General features: G+C 51.2%; 12 protein-coding genes. 4 read left to right on the forward strand and 8 right to left on the reverse strand.

Annotated features, from left to right (window positions below):
- Positions 1 to 7: 7 nt before the first annotated feature.
- The 3 genes from CIK99_RS02480 to CIK99_RS02490 all read right to left on the reverse strand — a co-directional run bounded on the left by CIK99_RS02480 (position 8) and on the right by CIK99_RS02490 (position 2101).
- The gene (locus CIK99_RS02480) at positions 8 to 481 is read right to left on the reverse strand and encodes an SRPBCC family protein (RefSeq protein ID WP_094379447.1); all 474 of its coding nucleotides are present in this window, start codon (positions 479 to 481) and stop codon (positions 8 to 10) included.
- 23 nt (positions 482 to 504) lie between these two features.
- Positions 505 to 1140 (reverse strand): orotate phosphoribosyltransferase, encoded by a 636-nt coding sequence (gene pyrE, locus CIK99_RS02485; RefSeq protein WP_094379418.1) that lies wholly within the window; start codon positions 1138 to 1140, stop codon positions 505 to 507.
- 100 nt (positions 1141 to 1240) lie between these two features.
- The gene (locus tag CIK99_RS02490; RefSeq protein WP_094379420.1) at positions 1241 to 2101 is read right to left on the reverse strand and encodes a peptide chain release factor N(5)-glutamine methyltransferase; all 861 of its coding nucleotides are present in this window, start codon (positions 2099 to 2101) and stop codon (positions 1241 to 1243) included.
- A 148-nt stretch (positions 2102 to 2249) separates the two neighbouring features.
- On the opposite strand from CIK99_RS02490, the gene CIK99_RS02495 reads away from it, so the two are divergent.
- Complete coding sequence (locus tag CIK99_RS02495; protein WP_371590817.1) at positions 2250 to 2876, forward strand: epoxyqueuosine reductase QueH; 627 nt, start codon at positions 2250 to 2252, stop codon at positions 2874 to 2876.
- Positions 2877 to 2935: 59 nt separating this feature from the next.
- Here CIK99_RS02495 and CIK99_RS02500 read toward each other — a convergent pair whose 3' ends face one another.
- Together CIK99_RS02500 and gltB are read right to left on the reverse strand one after the other, a co-directional pair.
- Positions 2936 to 4279, reverse strand: coding sequence for a glutamate synthase subunit beta (locus tag CIK99_RS02500; RefSeq protein WP_094379422.1), 1344 nt, complete (start codon positions 4277 to 4279; stop codon positions 2936 to 2938).
- A 62-nt stretch (positions 4280 to 4341) separates the two neighbouring features.
- A complete protein-coding gene (gene gltB, locus CIK99_RS02505; protein WP_094379424.1) occupies positions 4342 to 8811 on the reverse strand; it encodes a glutamate synthase large subunit in 4470 nt (1489 codons plus the stop codon).
- 468 nt (positions 8812 to 9279) lie between these two features.
- Between gltB and CIK99_RS02510 the strand changes: the two genes are divergently transcribed.
- From CIK99_RS02510 to CIK99_RS02520, 3 genes are all read left to right on the forward strand, one after another.
- Entirely contained in the window at positions 9280 to 10308 is a 1029-nt protein-coding gene (locus CIK99_RS02510) for a glycosyltransferase family 2 protein (protein WP_094379427.1), read from the forward strand.
- A 249-nt stretch (positions 10309 to 10557) separates the two neighbouring features.
- Complete coding sequence (locus CIK99_RS02515; RefSeq protein WP_094379429.1) at positions 10558 to 11781, forward strand: SGNH/GDSL hydrolase family protein; 1224 nt, start codon at positions 10558 to 10560, stop codon at positions 11779 to 11781.
- Between the two features lie 51 nt (positions 11782 to 11832).
- Positions 11833 to 13794, forward strand: coding sequence for a glycoside hydrolase family 97 protein (locus CIK99_RS02520; RefSeq protein ID WP_094379431.1), 1962 nt, complete (start codon positions 11833 to 11835; stop codon positions 13792 to 13794).
- A gap of 117 nt (positions 13795 to 13911) precedes the next feature.
- On the opposite strand, the gene CIK99_RS02525 is transcribed toward CIK99_RS02520, so the two are convergent.
- From CIK99_RS02525 to CIK99_RS15870, 3 genes are all read right to left on the reverse strand, one after another.
- Positions 13912 to 16437, reverse strand: coding sequence for a glycoside hydrolase family 2 protein (locus CIK99_RS02525; RefSeq protein WP_254047695.1), 2526 nt, complete (start codon positions 16435 to 16437; stop codon positions 13912 to 13914).
- A 70-nt stretch (positions 16438 to 16507) separates the two neighbouring features.
- Positions 16508 to 17260, reverse strand: coding sequence for a M15 family metallopeptidase (locus tag CIK99_RS02530; RefSeq protein ID WP_254047696.1), 753 nt, complete (start codon positions 17258 to 17260; stop codon positions 16508 to 16510).
- A gap of 14 nt (positions 17261 to 17274) precedes the next feature.
- Positions 17275 to 17475, reverse strand: a complete 201-nt coding sequence (locus CIK99_RS15870) for an AAA family ATPase (protein ID WP_094379435.1) — start codon at positions 17473 to 17475, stop codon at positions 17275 to 17277.
- Positions 17476 to 17706 lie beyond the last annotated feature (231 nt).

Below are 17706 nucleotides of genomic sequence, written 5' to 3' on the forward strand. Positions count from 1 at the left end.
CGTCTTGTTATATAAAGTTATAGGGAATCTGACTCAGCATCTTGGCGAAGTCGTCGATGCCCTTTTCCAGTTTGGAGCCAACCATCATCTTTATCATTGGGTTGAGGTCGGCTTTGAGCGTGATACGCATCTTAGACGTGAGGTCGGTGACGGGTAGCACCTGTATCCACAGGTTAGCTTCGATGGGCGACTTCTCTGTCTCGAATTTCACGCATCTGTCCTGTTCGCGCTCGATGATGGTCAACGCCACCTCGCCTACCATGGGAGCGGGGAACGAGATACGGTCGGCTGTGAGGGTGACGTCCTTCAGCTTCTCGAGCATGGCAGGATCCTGACCTGCCCCGCGGATCTTCTCTTTCAGCATCTCGTTGTTTTGAGCCACTTCGAGCATGGGGCGCAGCTTCTCAAGATTGCTGAGCACAGCATACACACGTTCCACAGGGGCATTGACCTGCTGGACACTACTTTCGTATTTTGCCATTTTCTTTTCGGTGTTGTTAGGGGTTAATCCTGTTTCCAAGTGCTTGGCGACTTACGCCATTCAGCCAATACGGCGAGGTCCTCCTCCTTGATATATCCCGTCTTGGCGGCGATGGCTGTAGTGTGCTCGTAGTCTGAGAGGGTGACGAGACGCACGCTGGCAGCCTTGAAAGCCTCCTCGGCAACGGGGAATCCGTAGGTGTATGACGCTACCATGCCCACCACCTCGAAGCCAGCGTTGCGCAGAGCCTCGACAGCCTTCAGCGACGAACCGCCGGTGGAGATAAGGTCCTCGACCACCACCACCTTCGAGCCTTCGGGGATGGTGCCTTCGATCTGATTGCCCATGCCGTGGTCTTTCGGCTTTGGACGGACGTAGCAGTAGGGCAGCAGCAGTTCGTCGGCCACGAGGGCTCCCTGGGCGATGGCACCTGTAGCCACGCCAGCCACGGCGTTAGCCTCGGGGAACTCTGAATGGATGAGGTGAACCAGTTCTTGCTTTACAAACGAGCGCAGTTCGGGGTAAGCCAAGGTCTTGCGATTGTCGGTGTATATCGGTGATTTCCAACCTGATGCCCATGTGAAGGGGTCGTTTGGCTGAAGCTTTATTGCCTTGACATCAAGGAGCTTCTTTGCGAAAGTTTGCTTTATTATTTCCATAATTATTGTGATTTATTATTGTCTTCGTTTGCAAAAGTAACAAGAAAAATTGAATTAGCGAAGAAAAAAAGCATTTTTTTCATATTTACTCTGTCTGTCGTTAACTTATTGTGCCGCGAATCATGCGTTGTCGGCCGTAAAGGTCGTTGCGCAAGGTGATGTCGGTGAATCCCTCCTTAGCGAGCATCTCTACAAGGTCTTTTGCGTATAAGGGGTTGATCTCGAAATACAACCGTCCACCGGGGAGAAGCGTGTGGGTGGCGTAACGGGCTATGGCGCGATAGAATAACAGCGGGTCGTCGTCGGGCACGAAGAGAGCTAACGAAGGTTCGTAGTCAAGCACATTGTGTTCCATGGCGGCCTTCTCCTTGTGGCATATATACGGCGGATTGCTAACGATCGTGTCCCATCGACGGTCGGTGGCGCCGCTGTTGAGCGCGTCGTGTCTTTCCATACTTATGTTGAGCGCGTCGCACTTTTCCACATTTACCTTTGCGCCCAAGGCGAGTGCGTTTTCGAGTGTGGTCGCCAAGGCCGTGTCGGCGATGTCCCATGCCGTCACCTCGGCGCCAGTCTCCAAGGCGAGGGTGACGGCGATGCATCCGCTGCCCGACCCGATGTCGAGTATGCTGTCGGTGTTGTTGCTCTCGCCAATGATCCACTCGCAGAGCTCCTCTGTTTCGGGACGTGGAATGAGCACGCCCTTCCTCACGGCGAAATAGCGTCCGAAGAACAAGGCACGCCCTACGGCATACTGTATGGGCATGCCGCTGAGGATTTTTCCCCATACCTCAGCGTCGGGTTCGACGCTTCTGCCGCTGAAGATGTCAGACAGCGTGAAGCCGTGATAATCCTCTAAGAACACACGCACTATGGCACGCGCCTCGTGCTCGTCGTAGAGAGCTTTCCCGTAGCTATCTTTCGCCTCGGCAAGTGTTTTAGAGAGTTGCTGATAATTCATTTCCAATGATTTTGGGTGCAAAATTACAATAAAATAATGAGAATGTCGAAATAATGTATTACTTTTGCACGCAAAAACAACGACTTTTTAGGTGGATGGACGACTTTCGTTGAGAATGGACGTCAAAAAAAGAAAGAGAACGACAGTTATGGAATACAATGACAAAGGAAGAAAGAAAACACGTCGTGGTGCGATAGAGAAGCCCGACGGCATGACCGAGGTGCTGCTGCATGCCTGTTGTGCACCCTGTTCGTCGGCAATAGTGGAATGGATGTTGGCAAACGGTGTCCGTCCCACAATATTCTATTATAATCCCAACATCTATCCGCGAGAGGAATACGAGATGAGGAAGGAAGAGAGCAAGCGCCACGCTGAGAAGCTCGGCATAAGATGGATAGACGGCGACTACGACCACGAGCGCTGGCTTGCCGACATATCGGGCCTGGAGGACGAGCCCGAGCGGGGAGGACGATGCCTGCACTGTTTCCGCTTGCGCCTTACCACCACCGCCCTGCAAGCCCAACGTCTTGGCATAAGGCATTTCGCCACCACGTTAGCCTCGTCGAGATGGAAGAGTCTTGAGCAGATATCGCAAGCTGGCGAGGCCGCTGCTGCAGCTGTAGCCACGGCTGCCGCCCCCGTTACGTTCTGGGCGCAGAACTGGCGCAAGGGAGGACTGCAAGATCGCCGCAACCAGCTCCTCCGTGAATATGCGTTTTACAACCAGCAATACTGCGGGTGCGAGTTCTCGATGAGAGGAAGGAAAAATAATTAGAAGGGGTCGGACATCACGTCTGACCCCTTCTTCAATCGTTGAACTAAAATATGATGGATTTATTTTGAAAGGAAAATATCCACATCATGAGCAGCTTTGCGACCACTTGCCATGGCTCTGACGACGAGCGAAGCGCCATTGGCGGCATCGCCGGCGACGAACACATTGTCGGCAAACTTAGGCTGTTCGGGCTTGAGAAAGCCCATGGCGAGAAGCACCATCTCGCACTTGATAACCTCTGGCTTGCCCTTTTCCACCATCAGCGGACGGCCGCCTTCGGGATTAGGCTTCCAGTCTATCTCCTGAACTTTTACGCCAGTGAGCTTGCCGTCCTTGCCCAAGAACTCGAGCGAGTTGATGTTCCATCGACGGGTGCAACCTTCCTCGTGGCTCGAGGTGGTCTTCAGAGTGCGAGGATATTCGGGCCAAGGATTCTTTGGGTCGCACGGACCTTCGACGGGACGCGGCATGATCTCTATCTGTGTCACGCTCTTGCAGCCTTGGCGGTGAGCCGTTCCGATACAGTCGGAGCCGGTGTCGCCGCCGCCGATGACCAGCACGTCCTTGCCTTTCGCGTTGACCAGCTCTTCTTTCTTGTATTCGATGCCCGCCAGCACTCTGTTTTGTTGAGAAAGCATCTCAAGGGCGAAATACACGCCTTTGAGTTCTCGTCCGGGAATCTTCAGGTCGCGGGCGGTAGGTGTGCCAGTGCAGATGACGTAAGCGTCGAAGCCCTCGGGCAACTTGGTCACGTCGATGTCCTGGTTATATTTAAACACGATGCCCTCTTTCTCTAACACGTTGATACGGCGGTCGATGATGGCCTTGTTGAGCTTGAAGTTTGGAATGCCATAGCGGAGTAGTCCGCCCGGAGCCTCGTTCTTTTCAAATACAGTAACGCTATATCCCTTCAGGTTCAGCTGGTTGGCAGCGACGAGACCTGCTGGGCCGGCACCAATGACTGCCACCTTCTTGCCGTTGCGCTCAGGCTGAGCGATGCGGACGAAGTTTTCCTGGAACGCCATCTCGGTGATGGCAGCCTCGTCTTCACGGTTGGTGGTGGGCTCGTGGATGGTGAGGTTGAGCACGCAAGCCTTCTCGCAGAGAGCCGGGCAGATACGGCCAGTGAACTCAGGGAAGTCGTTGGTTGCGTTGAGCAGGCGATAAGCCAACTCGTAGTCGCCTTTGTACAGGGCGTCGTTCCACTCTGGCGGTTTGTTACCCAAGGGGCATGCCCAGTGGCAGAAGGGCACGCCGCAGTCCATGCAACGGCTGGCCTGAGTGCGGCGATCTTTACTGTTGAGTGTCTGTTCGACCTCGCCGAAGTCGTGTATTCTATCGTGAACTGGCCTATATCCCGCCTCTTGGCGCGGAATGGTCAAAAATGCTTTTGGATTTCCCATATCGTTAAAATTTAAAAATTTAAGAATTGAAATCTTTCAATCTTTCATTTTTTCAATATTTTTTAGTAGTCTCTCTGCATGTCGGCAATCTTCTGTTGCAGCTTCTTAACCTGCTCTTCCTGGAGCACACGCTTGTACTCGATAGGCACGACCTGAATGAAGTCTTCCACATAGTGGTTCCAGTCGTCGAGCATGGTGCGTGCGAGCTTAGAGCCAGTATAGAGATAGTGCTGGCGTATCAGTTCGTGGAGCTCCTTGCGATAGCTGCTGTCTTCCACGAGATTGATTTCCACCATATCCATGTTGCAGAAGTAGTCGAAGTTGTGGTTCTTGTCCCATACGTAAGCCACACCGCCCGACATTCCGGCTGCGAAGTTGCGTCCAGTCTCGCCGAGCACCACCACGCGTCCGCCTGTCATGTATTCGCAACAGTGGTCGCCTGCGCCCTCGATGACGGCTATGGCGCCTGAGTTACGTACGCCGAAGCGTTCGCCCACCTTACCGTTGATGTAGAGCTCGCCGCTTGTCGCGCCATAGAGACCTGTATTTCCGGCGATGATATTGTCTTCGGCAGAGAAGTTGCTACGTGTAGGCGGCAGGATAGCTATGCGACCGCCGCTGAGTCCCTTGCCGAAGTAGTCGTTTGTCTCGCCTTCGAGCTTGAAGTTGACGCCCTTCACGAGGAAGGCGCCGAAGCTCTGGCCAGCCGATCCCTTGAAGCGCACGTTGATAGTGTCTGTGGGCAGAGCGTCCTCGCCATAACGTTCAGCAATCATACCGCTGAGCATTGTACCTACGGCACGGTCGGTGTTCTTTATCGCATAGTCGAGATTTACCTCTTCCTTGTCGGCGATGGAACGCTGTGCGGCACGTATGATCTGCTGGTCGAGCACGTTGTCGAGGTCGTGCGGCTGGTTGATGGTGTGATATAGAGAGCATGTGTTGGCCTCTTTGTTGAGCAGACGGGTGAAGTCAAGCGTAGCTGTTTTCTCGCTTGTCGGCTTTTTCTTTTCTATCAGTTCGGTGTGACCGACGATGTCTTCCAACTTGGTGAATCCCATCTCGGCCAGATACTCGCGCACTTCTTGTGCAAGGAATGTGAAGTAGTTGACGAGATAATCCGACTTACCGATGAAGTGCTTGCGCAGCTCAGGGTCTTGTGAGGTTACGCCCAACGGACATGTGTTGAGGTTACATTTACGCATCATCACGCAGCCGAGCACGATGAGGGCTGCCGTACCGAAGCCGTATTCCTCAGCTCCAAGGAGAGCCATGAGCACGATGTCGCGGCCAGTCTTCAGCTGTCCGTCAACCTGCACTCTTACGTGACCTCTCAGTCCGTTCTTTACGAGCGTCTGTTGTGTCTCAGACAGACCGATCTCGGGCGAGATACCGGCAAAGCGCATGCTTGATGCAGGGCTGGCACCCGTTCCGCCCTCGGCACCCGAGATGACGATGAGGTCGGCCTTTGCCTTTGCCACACCAGCAGCGATGGTGCCGACGCCACTCTCTGCCACGAGCTTCACGCTGACAGCCGCCTTCGGATTGACGTTCTTCAAGTCGAAGATGAGCTGGGCGAGGTCCTCGATGGAGTAGATGTCGTGATGAGGTGGAGGAGAGATGAGCGAGATGCCAGGTATGGAGTGGCGTGTCTTGGCGATGATCTCGTTGACCTTGAAACCAGGCAGCTGACCGCCTTCGCCTGGCTTGGCTCCCTGTGCCACCTTGATCTGTATCTCCTCGGCGTTGACAAGATATTCTGTCGTCACGCCGAAACGTCCTGAGGCGATCTGCTTTGTCTTTGACGACAGCGACACGCCGTCAACGAAGGCATGGAAACGAGCGTTGTCCTCGCCGCCCTCGCCAGTGTTTGAGCGCCCGCCGATCTTGTTCATGGCAAGACAGATGGCCTCGTGTGCCTCGATAGAGAGCGCACCGAAGCTCATGGCTCCCACCACGAAGTGCTTGACAATATTCTCTACCGGTTCCACCTGATCTACAGGTATAGGATTCTTCTTGAAGTCGAGGAAGTCGCGGATGAATATCGGCGCGTCTTTCTCATCGACGAGCTTAGAGTACTGCTTGAACTTAGCGTAGTTGCCCGTGCGGGTGGCCAGTTGCAGGGTGGCAATGGTCTCGGGATTCCAGGCATGCTTGATGCCGTCCTTGCGATAGTGGAACTGTCCGAGGTTTGGCAAGAAGTCGCTCTGCATATTTTTCGAGAACGCCTCGTCGTGCATGCGTATGGCGTCTTTGGCTATCTCCTTAAGGCCAATCCCGCCGATGGTGGAGACGTTTGTGCCGAAATAGTTCTTCAGCAAACTCTCTGACAGACCGATGCTTTCGAATATCTTTGCGCCACGATAAGAGCGTATGGTGGAAATACCCATCTTGGCCATGATCTTAAACAAGCCCTTCTTCACGGCCTTTATATAGTTGGCTTCAGCCGTGGCGTAGTCTTCTTGTATCTTGTGACGTTTCACGAGGTCGTCGAGGATGGCGAATGTCATATATGGACAGAGCGCCGACGCTCCGTAGCCGAGCAGCAGGGCGGCATGCATTGTCTCACGTATCTCACCGCTCTCGACGATAAGGGCTGTCTGCACACGCTTGCCGACAGAGATAAGGTAATGATGAACGGCAGATACGGCCAGCAGCGACGGGATGGCGGCATGAGTCTCATTGACGTCGCGGTCGCTGAGAATGATGTAGTTATAGCCGTCGTCAACACTGCGTTCGGCGTCTTTGCACAACTGGTCGAGAGCGTCGCGGAGTCCTTCCTCGCCCTTGGCACACTCGAAGAGGATAGGCAGTTTCACGGTGTTGAAACCCTTATAGCGAATGTTGCAGAGGATGTCGAGCTGCGTGTTGTTCAAGATAGGATGCGGCAGGCGCACCATCTTACAGTTGGTCTCGTCGGGTGAAAGGATGCCCGATCCCACGCGACCGATATATTCCGTCAACGACATCACAAGTTCCTCGCGAATAGAGTCGATGGCGGGGTTTGTCACCTGTGCAAACTGCTGGCGGAAGTAGTTGAAGAAGATCTGCGGCTTGTCTGAAAGCACGGCAAGCGGAGTGTCGTTACCCATGGCGGCGGTAGGCTCCATGCCTTTCGTGGCCATCGGTGCTATTGTGCCATCGACATCTTCCTCGCCATAGCCAAACAAAATCTCGTGCTGCAGCAGGTTGTCAACGCTGTTCTCCACCTTACGTCCGCTCTTGAGTTTCTCGAGCTGTATGCGGTTGGTGGAAAGCCACTGACGATAAGGATGGTCGGCGGCAAGGCGCTCCTTGATCTCTCCGTCGTAGTAGATCTTGCCTTCCTGAGTGTCGATGAGCAGGATCTTACCAGGTTGCAGACGACCCTTCTCGGCTATCTCTGTCGGGTCGAAGTCCATCACGCCCACTTCTGACGCAACCACCATAGTGTCGTTCTTGGTGATGGTATAGCGTGCGGGACGCAGACCATTGCGGTCGAGCATACCGCCAGCGAAGCGGCCGTCGCTGAAGAGAAGAGCAGCAGGGCCGTCCCATGGCTCCATCAGGATGGAGTGGTACTCGTAGAACGCCTTGAGGTCTTCCGAAATGGGGTTTTTGTCGTTGAAGCTCTCTGGCACCATGACGCTCATAGCATGAGGCAGCGACAGTCCGCTCATGACAAAGAACTCAAACACGTTGTCGAGCGAAGCCGAGTCAGACATGTTGGGCTGTACGATAGGCGAGATCTGCTTGATGTCGCCGAGAGCCTGCGAGTTAAGCACGCTCTCACGTGCCTGCATCCAGCCACGATTGCCTCTGATGGTGTTTATCTCGCCATTGTGGGCAAGGAGGCGGAACGGCTGTGCCAAGCTCCATGTGGGGAAGGTGTTGGTTGAGAAACGGCTGTGTACTAGTGCCAGACCGCTTGTGAAATAGTTGTTTGTCAGGTCGGGATAATACTGTCTTACCTGCAGCGAGGTGAGCATTCCCTTATATACGATATTCTTTGACGATAGCGAGCAGATATAGAAGTCCTTGTCCTTCACTCGCTTCTCTATCTTCTTCCTTATTATATATAAGGTGCGCTCGAAGGTAGGCACTTTGTCATCGGTCACGCCCGTCACAAACACCTGCTTGATGGCTGGCTCTGTAGTGTGTGCAGCGTCGCCGAGGCAGTCAGGATTTGTAGGCACGTTGCGCAGATGCATGAGCGAGAGTCCCTCGCGCTCAATTTCCTCGATCATTATCGAGAGGATGTCGCTCTGTGCCTTCTCGTCCTTGGGAAGGAAGACAAGTCCAGTACCATATTTTCCCTTCTCGGGCACGGGAATACCTTGGAGAAGAATAAACTCATGGGGTATCTGAAGCATGATACCCGCGCCGTCGCCGGTTCTGCCGTCAGCACCTTCTGCACCACGATGGCGCATGTTTTCAAGTACTTTTAGCGCATTGTCAACCAGCTCGTGGCTTTTGTTACCGTGGATGTTTACCACCATACCGACACCGCACGCATCGTGCTCGTATTCGGCATTATACAATCCATTTGCCATATTTTAGTTGCATTAAGTTAAATTAAATCCTGTTTTACTTACATTTTGCGTGCAAAATTACTATATTTCTGTCTAAATGACATTCTTTTTATGCTCTTTGTGTTTAGAAAATGCTGACTTATTACAATAGGAAAGAAAAAGAAGTGCTACTTTGTACAAAGTGAAAGTAAAAGGCATAAATTACTAACATTTTATTATATGGATAAAAATACATGGTATTCCTTGATATAAAACAACCCAAAGGAGGTGCTGCCATTACTTCTTTGCCTTCTTTTTTCGCTTTGCTCGGGGAAACCTCTTACTTAATGTCGTTGATTTGCGAACTCGGAGTTAAATATGCCTAAAAATGCGGATGTAATAAACGATAATTGCAGAATAAGTAATATATTTGCAATGCTTTATGGATAGGCATGGAATGTCCAAACAGCTTGTGATATGTAATTTTTTAGATTCTTGACTATTGCGTTTATGGTTTCAATACTAGTTCCTGTATATGGGGTGGAGAAGTACATAGAGAAATGTGCCGTGTCCTTGTTCGAACAGACATGCAATGACATCGAATATGTCTTTGTCGATGATTGTTCGCCTGACAATAGTATAGGAATCCTGGAGGAAGTAAGGAAGAGATACCCTGAGAGAGACAAGGTGAAAATCATAAGACACGACAGAAACCGGGGGTTGGCGGCTGCCAGAAAGACGGCGCTGATGGCTTCCGTTGGCGACTACGTGATACATGTGGATAGCGACGACTGGGTGAGTCCCGACATGGTGGCGACACTGGCCGAACAGGCTATGAAGACGGGCGCCGACTTGGTGGATGGAAATTATTATCATGCCACCGACAGTCGTGTGGCAAAGGAATTCAGACATTTCGAGGGCAGAACGGAGATAAATATCAAACTGCTGGTTAGTTCGTCAGAACTTGTCGATAACCGTATCTGGGGACGGCTGATGAGAAGGAGTCTTATCGTCGATAATGCCATATTCCATCAGGAAGGTGTAGATTATGCAGAGGACTTTTCGGTTGTACCGCAGGTGTTGTATCTGGCTAAGCGCGCGGCAGTGGATGCTTATGTGTATTACTACAGGGTTGATAATGCCAATAGCTATACGCATAGCATCAGCGACAAGAATCTTGTCTCGCTGATGAAAGCTCACACGATGGTGTATGACTTCTTCCGTTCCACAGCCGACTTCAATTCGTATAAGACCGACCTGGCTTTCGGCATCGAGAACGTGTTTAAGACGGCGGTGCTGAACAAACGCGAGCCGTCGTCGCTCATCGACTATCTACCCGCTGACTACGACTGCAGCCCGTTTTCCATTTACCACAAACTCATCTTCTCGCGAGATGCGTCTGTCCGCTCCATGGGCATGATATATTATAAGGTGGTGAAGACATTAAGATACCGACCCTTGCTACTGCTCAACAAAGTTGTCGCTCTTGGCACACGCTGGTGGAACAGAAAAGGCGCTGGGGGAACAGATAAAAAATAAGGGATCCGCATGCATCGCTGCCACGAATCCCCGGGGTAATTTAGATATGGTAAGAGGTCGTATATACGAAACGATATGCATTGTTGGTGTTGAATAGCGGCGCAAAATTAAAGAAAAATACCGATAAAATCGAGAAAAATGTGCAAAAATACGGTCAATGAAACAAATTCTATTCTTTTAGATACATTTACCCTTTGGCAACATTTAAATAATTGTTAACTTTGCAAAAATTATTAATCCAAGACAGATATGAAACAGTTGTTTATTTTGGCGATTGCACTAATGATGACAGTCGCAGCACAAGCAAAAGGAGAGAAGACAAACGGACAATGGGTGGCTACATGGGCTACCGCAACCGAGTTTACAGGCAAGGGCGACATGCCGAAGAGCGGCACCTTGACCGAGAAGGCTATCAGGCAGATAGTTCACGTCTCGATAGGCGGACAGACCATGCGCCTGCATCTCTCAAACGAGTATAGCAAGGAGCCAGTAGAGATAAAGTCGATCTTCGTGGCTGATATCGTGGAGGGAAAACCAACAGAAGACATCGGTATCGACATCCTGTCAAAGACGGCCCGTTACCTCACCTTCGGCGGCAAGAAGGCTATAACCATCGAGGGCGGAAAGACTGCCGTCAGCGATGCTCTCGCTTACAACCTCAAGCCTCTGCAACGTCTTGCCATCACCATCAGCTATGGTAACACGCCGGTAAATGCCACCAGCCACCGCGGTTCGCGCACCACTTCTTATATAATAAAAGGTGAAGCTAAGCCAAAGACACAGTTCGTGGACATCGAACGTGAAGACCATTGGTATAATATCGCCACCATCGACGTGATTTCTGACAATGCCAATGCCGTAGCATGTATAGGCAACTCCATCACTGACGGACGTGGCACCACGACCAACCTGCAGAACCGTTGGACCGACTTCTTTGCTGAAGGTGTGGCTGAGAACAATGTGGCTGTACTCAACCTCGGCATCGGCGGCAACAGCGTCTTCTATGGCGGACTGAGCGACCCCGCCGTGAAACGTTACGACCGCGACTGTCTCGAACAGGATGGCGTGAAGAGCGTAATTGTGTTTGAGGGCGTCAACGACCTCGGCGGCATCAATGGCGACGCTGAGGCTCGAGCAAAGAAGATAATTGAGTGCTACAAGGAGTTTATACGTAAGGCGCACGACCGTGGCATGAAGATCTACGGAGCTACGATCACCCCGTTCCTTGGCAGCTTCTATGACGACAAAGGCTACTTCCGCGAGGCTGCCCGACAGACTCTCAACAAGTGGATACGTGAGAGCGGGGAGTTTGACGGAGTAATCGACTTCGACAGCGTCATACGCGACCCAGCTTGCCCGTCAAAGATGAACCCAGCATTCCATTGCGGCGACTGGTTGCACCCTAATCCTGCCGGATATGAGGCAATGGGACGCTTTGCAGCTAATCAGCTGAAAGCATTGCAAGGACTGTAAAGGGAAAGACAAATCTTATAGACTAACATCATAACAAAAAAAATAAGAAACATGAAACTGATATTTCTTGCCTTGGCGATGACAATGGGCGTCGCCATGGCAAACGCAAAAGACGTAAAGGTGACATCGCCCGACGGACGTGTCGTGGTCACCATAAGCGACAACGGTGGCCGCGTCACCTATTCCGCCACACTCGACGGGAAAGACATGCTCGTCAACTCGGCGCTCGGACTAAAGACTAATATCGGCGACTTCACCCGCCAGCTCACCATCACAGCCTGCGAGGAGAAGAAAGTGGATCACGCTTATCAGATGACTCGCACAAAGGCTTCGTCGGCTCATTATGTGGCAAACCAGGCCGTCGTGACGCTCGTCAATGCCGATGGCTACCGCATGGACCTGACGATGAACGTGTCTGACCGCGACATAGCTTATCGCTATTCATTGCCACGAGGTAAGGACAACAATCCCAAGTGTGCCGTCATCTATAGCGAGGCGTCGAGCTTCAACTTCCCACAGCACACCACCACCTTTATCTGTCCGCAGAGCAAGACCATGGCGGGGTGGGAGAGAACAAAACCCTCGTATGAGGAGGAGTACAAGGCTGACGCACCGATGACCGACAAATCGGCATTCGGCGAAGGATATACTCTGCCTTGCCTCTATCACGTGGGCAACGACGGATGGGTGCTCGTCGGCGAGACGGGAGTGGGCAGCAACTATGCAGCATCTCATCTCAGCGACTATGATCCGCAAACGGGTTATACCATCACGTTCCCGAATCCTACCGAACTCAATGGTATGGGCAGCCAGTATGCTGCCATCCCCCTACCAGGAAACACACCGTGGCGCACCATCACCCTCGGTTCCACACTGCAACCAATAGTCGAGACCACCATTCCATACGACCTTGTGGAACCGCTTTATCAGCCGTCTATCAACTATAAGCCAGGACGTTATACCTGGAGCTGGCTCGTATGGCAAGACTCGTCAATCAACTACGACGATCAGACGAAGTTTATCGACCTCTCGGCTGAGATGGGCTTTGAATACTGCCTTGTCGATAACTGGTGGGACACACAGATAGGACGCGAACGCATCGAGGAGTTGTCGCGATATGCTCAGAGCAAGGGCGTGCGACTCATGCTGTGGTATAGCTCTAACGGATACTGGAACGATGCTCCACAAGGACCGCGCGACTGTATGAATACAGCCTATGCTCGTCATCGCGAGATGAAATGGATGAAGGACAACAATATCGCAGGAATAAAGGTTGACTTCTTCGGCAGCGACAAACAAGAGATGATGAAACTCTACGAAGACATCCTCGTCGATGCCAATCAGTATGGACTTCAAGTGGTGTTCCATGGTTGTACCATTCCGCGCGGATGGGAACGTATGTATCCCAACTACGTGGCGTCTGAAGCGTTGCTCGCCTCTGAGAATATCCGCTTCTCTGAATACCACGCAAAGCAAGAGGGATTCCAACTTACCATGCATCCGTTCTCGCGCAATGCTCTCGGAGCCGCCGACTGGGGTGGTGTGATCATGAACCGCCATATGAGCCAGGACAACAAGAGCGGACATCCACGCTATTCTTCCGACATCTTCGAACTTGCCTCGGCCATCGTCATCCAGACAAGTGTCAACTGTGTGGCAATGTGTCCGAATAACCTCGATGAAATGGAGGATTTTCAGCTTGAATTCCTCACTAAGCTCCCTACAACATGGGATGAGACACGCTATATCGACGGCTATCCTACACGCTACGCTGTGTTGGCTCGTCGCACTGGCAACGACTGGTATGTGGCTGGACTCAACGGTACCGACAAGCCAATGACTCTCAACCTCAACCTTCCTATGTTAGCCGGCAAGACAGCAAACCTCTATATCGACAATCCGCGCAAGAAGGGCGAGATAGTGCCTACGTCGGTCATGAAACCAATAAAGGTGGGTAAAGACGGCATGGCCAAGGTCACCATTCAGCCTATGGGCGGTATGATAATTAAATAAATAATGATAGGACGATAGATCAGTTTGCAATATGTATTATAGGATACAAATTGTATGATATCAAAAAGGTGGGGAAATGCGCTTCCCCACCTTTTTTGATGCCCGTGATTTTATCCGTCACAATATCCGTCGAATCTTTATGCCGCATAGTAGGCGACCTTTTTTTATGTCGCCCGACATAATGATAATCTTGCCATTAGAGACCTTGATGAAACGGCGCTCGCGAGCGGCAATGCTGTATCGGTCGTCAGAGCCGCGGCCCAGCAAATTGGCAAGTTGTCCCGATGGAATGGTCTTTTCTACGGTAAGCAGTTCCACTTCGTATTTCCCATTTACTACATCGAACACATATTCGTAACTGCTCTCGCGCCATGTTTGGAAGAGAGGATCGTCGGTGGTGAGTAATACCTCTGAAGTGTTGCTTTTTGTCTTTCCACCACGGAAGTTGCTGTCTGATAGCCATGTCACGCCCTCGTCGGAGGTGTAGTCGCAGTTGCTACCTACGTTTATTGATAGTTCCTCGCCCGTTGCTATGTTGGGCATAGGCAATATGGATATTGTGGTGGCGTCATACGCATCCTTGCCTTTGTATGTTCCCTTTGCCATGATTGCCGAGATACCATCGGGCATGTCCACATTGAATGTGCAGTGATAGTTTTCTGTCTTTTGCCGTCCTACTGACACGCCATTGACCGTAAGTTCCACCTCGTCGCAGTTGGTGTATATCTTCACGGGATAGTCTGGGCCGTCAGCGGCTGTGAAGTTGTCGCGGTCGCGTGTGGCAATGTGTATGACAGGAATGTCGTCGCGCCAAGCTGCTTTGAAATAATATGCTACGTCTTTGGGCTGACGATTGTTGAAAAACACACCTTTGTTGTTTACCCTTGGCATCGATTCCTGACGTGCAGCCACGTTGAAATCGATAAAATTCCAGTATGCGCCTCCCATAATGTACGGTGTCTGTTCAATTACGGGCAGATAGTGTTCGATGTATTTTTGCTGATATTCCATCGAGAAGTCGAAGGCTTTCGGGTTGGCGGAATGTAGGCGGCGGTCGCTGCCCGCTCCCCATTCGCTTATCATAAACGGATGTTTAGGATAGCGCTCATGCTGGTCGGCGCACCACTCCTCGAATCCTTTCAGTTCACCCCAATACCATCCGTGATAGAGGTTCCATCCTGCCACGTCTTCCAGATCGAGTCCTATCTCGTTATACTCGTTGCTGGCGGCAAAGGCCATGACGCTTGTCCTGAGAGAGTCTTCCTCTTTCAGCTTCGCCTCCAGTCGTCGGGCGAGGGCGACAGTGCGGTCTCGGCATGGCTGGAAGTCGTCCTTGTCCTTTCCTGGTGCGGTAAGGAGTATCTCGTTCATATATCCCCACGCAATAACCGACGGGTGGTTATAGTGCTGACGTATCATCTCCACGAGGTTTTGTTCGCAGTTGTCGTCATATCCTGGCGTGTCGGGCACAAAGTTTACGATTGGAATCTCTTCCCATGCCATGATGCCCAGTCGGTCGCATTCGTCGAGCAGGGCGTCGTCTTGTGGATAGTGTGAAATGCGTATAAAGTTTGCGCCGAGGTCTTTCATCATCTGTATGTCGCGCCGATGGGCCTCGTCGTGAAGTGCCACACCATGAGGCCATTGGTCTTGGTGGCGGTTGAATCCGCGTAGTTTGTAAGGCTTCCCGTTGAGCGTGAATCCCTTGTCGGCGTCGAAATGCCACCATCTTAGTCCTGTCTTATGAGTCTGATGGTCTATCTCCACTTTCGTTTTCCTATCCACTATCGTTGTTTCCACCGTGTAGAGGTTAGGATTTTCAGGACTCCATAGTAGTGGGTTGTGTATCACGTTTGTGGTCACTACGGCATCCTTCCGCTCTCCTGGTTTCAGCCTTAACCGTTTCTTGACAGTCTGCACCACAGCCCCGTTAGGAGCTGTCACCCGGCATGTCAGTTCGAGGTTCGCCTTTGTCGTAGCCTCGTTTATCAGTTTGCTTTTTACGCTTATCACTGCAGAGTCTTTGTTCACCTTTGGCGTAGAGATGTAAATGCCGTCTGCACCGTGGTCGGTGATGTCGAAATGCAGCAGCGGAGTTTCTATCAGCCATACGTCGCGATAGATGCCTCCCCAGAAAGTGAAGTCAGCAGATATCGGTGTCACGTCGTTTCTGCTGTTGTCAACGTCTATCTCTATGGTGTTTTCTGTTTTAAGATATGGAGTGACGTCGAGGGTAAATGCTGTATATCCACCAGCATGACTGCCTACCGTTGTCCCGTTGATGCTCACAGTGGCGTATTTGCTTGCCGCATCCACCTTCAGGTAGTATCGTTTGTCGCTACATACAGAGTCGAGCTTAAGTATGCGCTTATACGACGCCTTTCCCTGGTAATAGTTGCGGGAGTTGTAGGCGTCGTGGTTGTATGTGTGTGGCAGGTTCACCTGTGTCCATTCCTTGTCGTTTTGTTTCTTAAACGACCAATTGTCGTTGATGGTTGTCGCTTTTCGTTGTGCGAGGCATATGGATGCTCCTAATAACAGCAATGCCGTCAGCCAGTGTTGTAAGGAAGTCTGTTTCATGTAGTGTAATATCGTTATGATGCTTGTTTCATACTGTGGGATTTCGTATCGTCTCTTTTTCATGAAGTGAGGAATCGTATTGCCTCTCCCTTATTATTCCGTTATCAGTTAATCTCAGCAGTGTGTGTTGCTGTCATTTCTCGAAGTGCTGATAGTCTTTCAGACTTGTCCAGTCGCCGCCCCATGTAAATCCGTGTTGCTTGAAGAGCTTGTAGCATAGGTCGTTGTGGTCAATCTTGTAGTCAAACTGCCTGTTTCTGTCGGCATAAGGTCGGCCGCTTTCCGGACTGACATAGAGAGTGCCGTTGGTGCGTTGTTTCACGTATGGGTTGTACAGCGGGTTGATGTCTATGGCCATTCCCATGCTGTGGTTAGAGAGTGTCGTTGTACCGGCAATAAACCTGAAGTTGAAGCACGACGAGTTGTTAGCTTCCATCGATGGGTCGTCTTGGGCGTTATAGTTGTCTATTAGCACCATACGCTCTATGGGGTATCTGGCATCGTATAGTGTGCGGAAGATGTCGATGAAGTCAGCTGCCACCGCCTTGTTGCACACCAGTTCGCCGAGCACGGTCTCTCCCTCAATATTCCGGTGGAGCACCTTCAGGTATCTCAGGTCGCTGCGTGGTACGGTACAGTTGTCCTTATAGGTCTTTCCTTTCATCACGTTGAAGACGCTGTCTGAAATGTTTTCGCTTACGAAGCACTTCTCTATGCCGAATGTCTCTACATCTTTGTCGCTCACCTTCTCTCCTGCTTTCCATGTGGTGAGAGTGGGGTTGGGTGTAGGGCTATATTCGGCATTGTCTGTATTGCTCACGCAGCATGTCATAGTCACAGCTGCTATCAAAGTCATCATTGCTGTCATTGTTTTTTTGAATGTCATATAAAATACGATTTTTAAATAATATTGATGTATGTCTCGAACGATTTGTTCTGTTCTGCTTTCAAACCACGGAACAGCTCTCGCGAGTCGTACGACATGTCGTAGTAGGCACATAGCATCTTCGCAGCCATCGACTTGCCGAATCGGCGGCAGCGGGTGACGCAGCTATAGCGGCTCTCAGAGTTGAGATTGCATTGATCAGCGGTATCAGCGATGTCCTGTCTGCATACTCGTGATACACTATGTCTCGGAACTTTATATTACCTCTATTTATATATGTACCCATGGTTCTCGACTGTTGCAGGAGTGATAAGCCTACATCTAAGTAGGTCTGCGGGGTTTCCCCCGCTTTCCCCTTCAAGAACCGTGCATGCGACTTTCGCCGCACACGGCTCGTGTAATTCTGTTAATTATCTCTCGTTCTAAATAATCGGCTCTATGCGGTC

The sequence above is a fragment of the Prevotella sp. P5-92 genome (assembly GCF_002251245.1).
Lineage (GTDB): Bacteria > Bacteroidota > Bacteroidia > Bacteroidales > Bacteroidaceae > Prevotella.

Bases quoted from the DNA above. Each gene is read 5' to 3' on its own strand.
- CIK99_RS02520 (WP_094379431.1), top strand. From the start codon at position 11,833: ATGAAACTGATATTTCTTGCCTTGGCGATGACAATGGGCGTCGCCATG.
- CIK99_RS02500 (WP_094379422.1), bottom strand. From the start codon at position 4,279: ATGGGAAATCCAAAAGCATTTTTGACCATTCCGCGCCAAGAGGCGGGA.
- CIK99_RS02495 (WP_371590817.1), top strand. From the start codon at position 2,250: ATGGAATACAATGACAAAGGAAGAAAGAAAACACGTCGTGGTGCGATA.
- CIK99_RS02490 (WP_094379420.1), bottom strand. From the start codon at position 2,101: ATGAATTATCAGCAACTCTCTAAAACACTTGCCGAGGCGAAAGATAGC.
- CIK99_RS02530 (WP_254047696.1), bottom strand. From the start codon at position 17,260: ATGACATTCAAAAAAACAATGACAGCAATGATGACTTTGATAGCAGCT.
- gltB (WP_094379424.1), bottom strand. From the start codon at position 8,811: ATGGCAAATGGATTGTATAATGCCGAATACGAGCACGATGCGTGCGGT.
- CIK99_RS02510 (WP_094379427.1), top strand. From the start codon at position 9,280: ATGGTTTCAATACTAGTTCCTGTATATGGGGTGGAGAAGTACATAGAG.
- CIK99_RS02480 (WP_094379447.1), bottom strand. From the start codon at position 481: ATGGCAAAATACGAAAGTAGTGTCCAGCAGGTCAATGCCCCTGTGGAA.
- CIK99_RS02515 (WP_094379429.1), top strand. From the start codon at position 10,558: ATGAAACAGTTGTTTATTTTGGCGATTGCACTAATGATGACAGTCGCA.
- CIK99_RS02525 (WP_254047695.1), bottom strand. From the start codon at position 16,437: ATGAAAAAGAGACGATACGAAATCCCACAGTATGAAACAAGCATCATA.
- pyrE (WP_094379418.1), bottom strand. From the start codon at position 1,140: ATGGAAATAATAAAGCAAACTTTCGCAAAGAAGCTCCTTGATGTCAAG.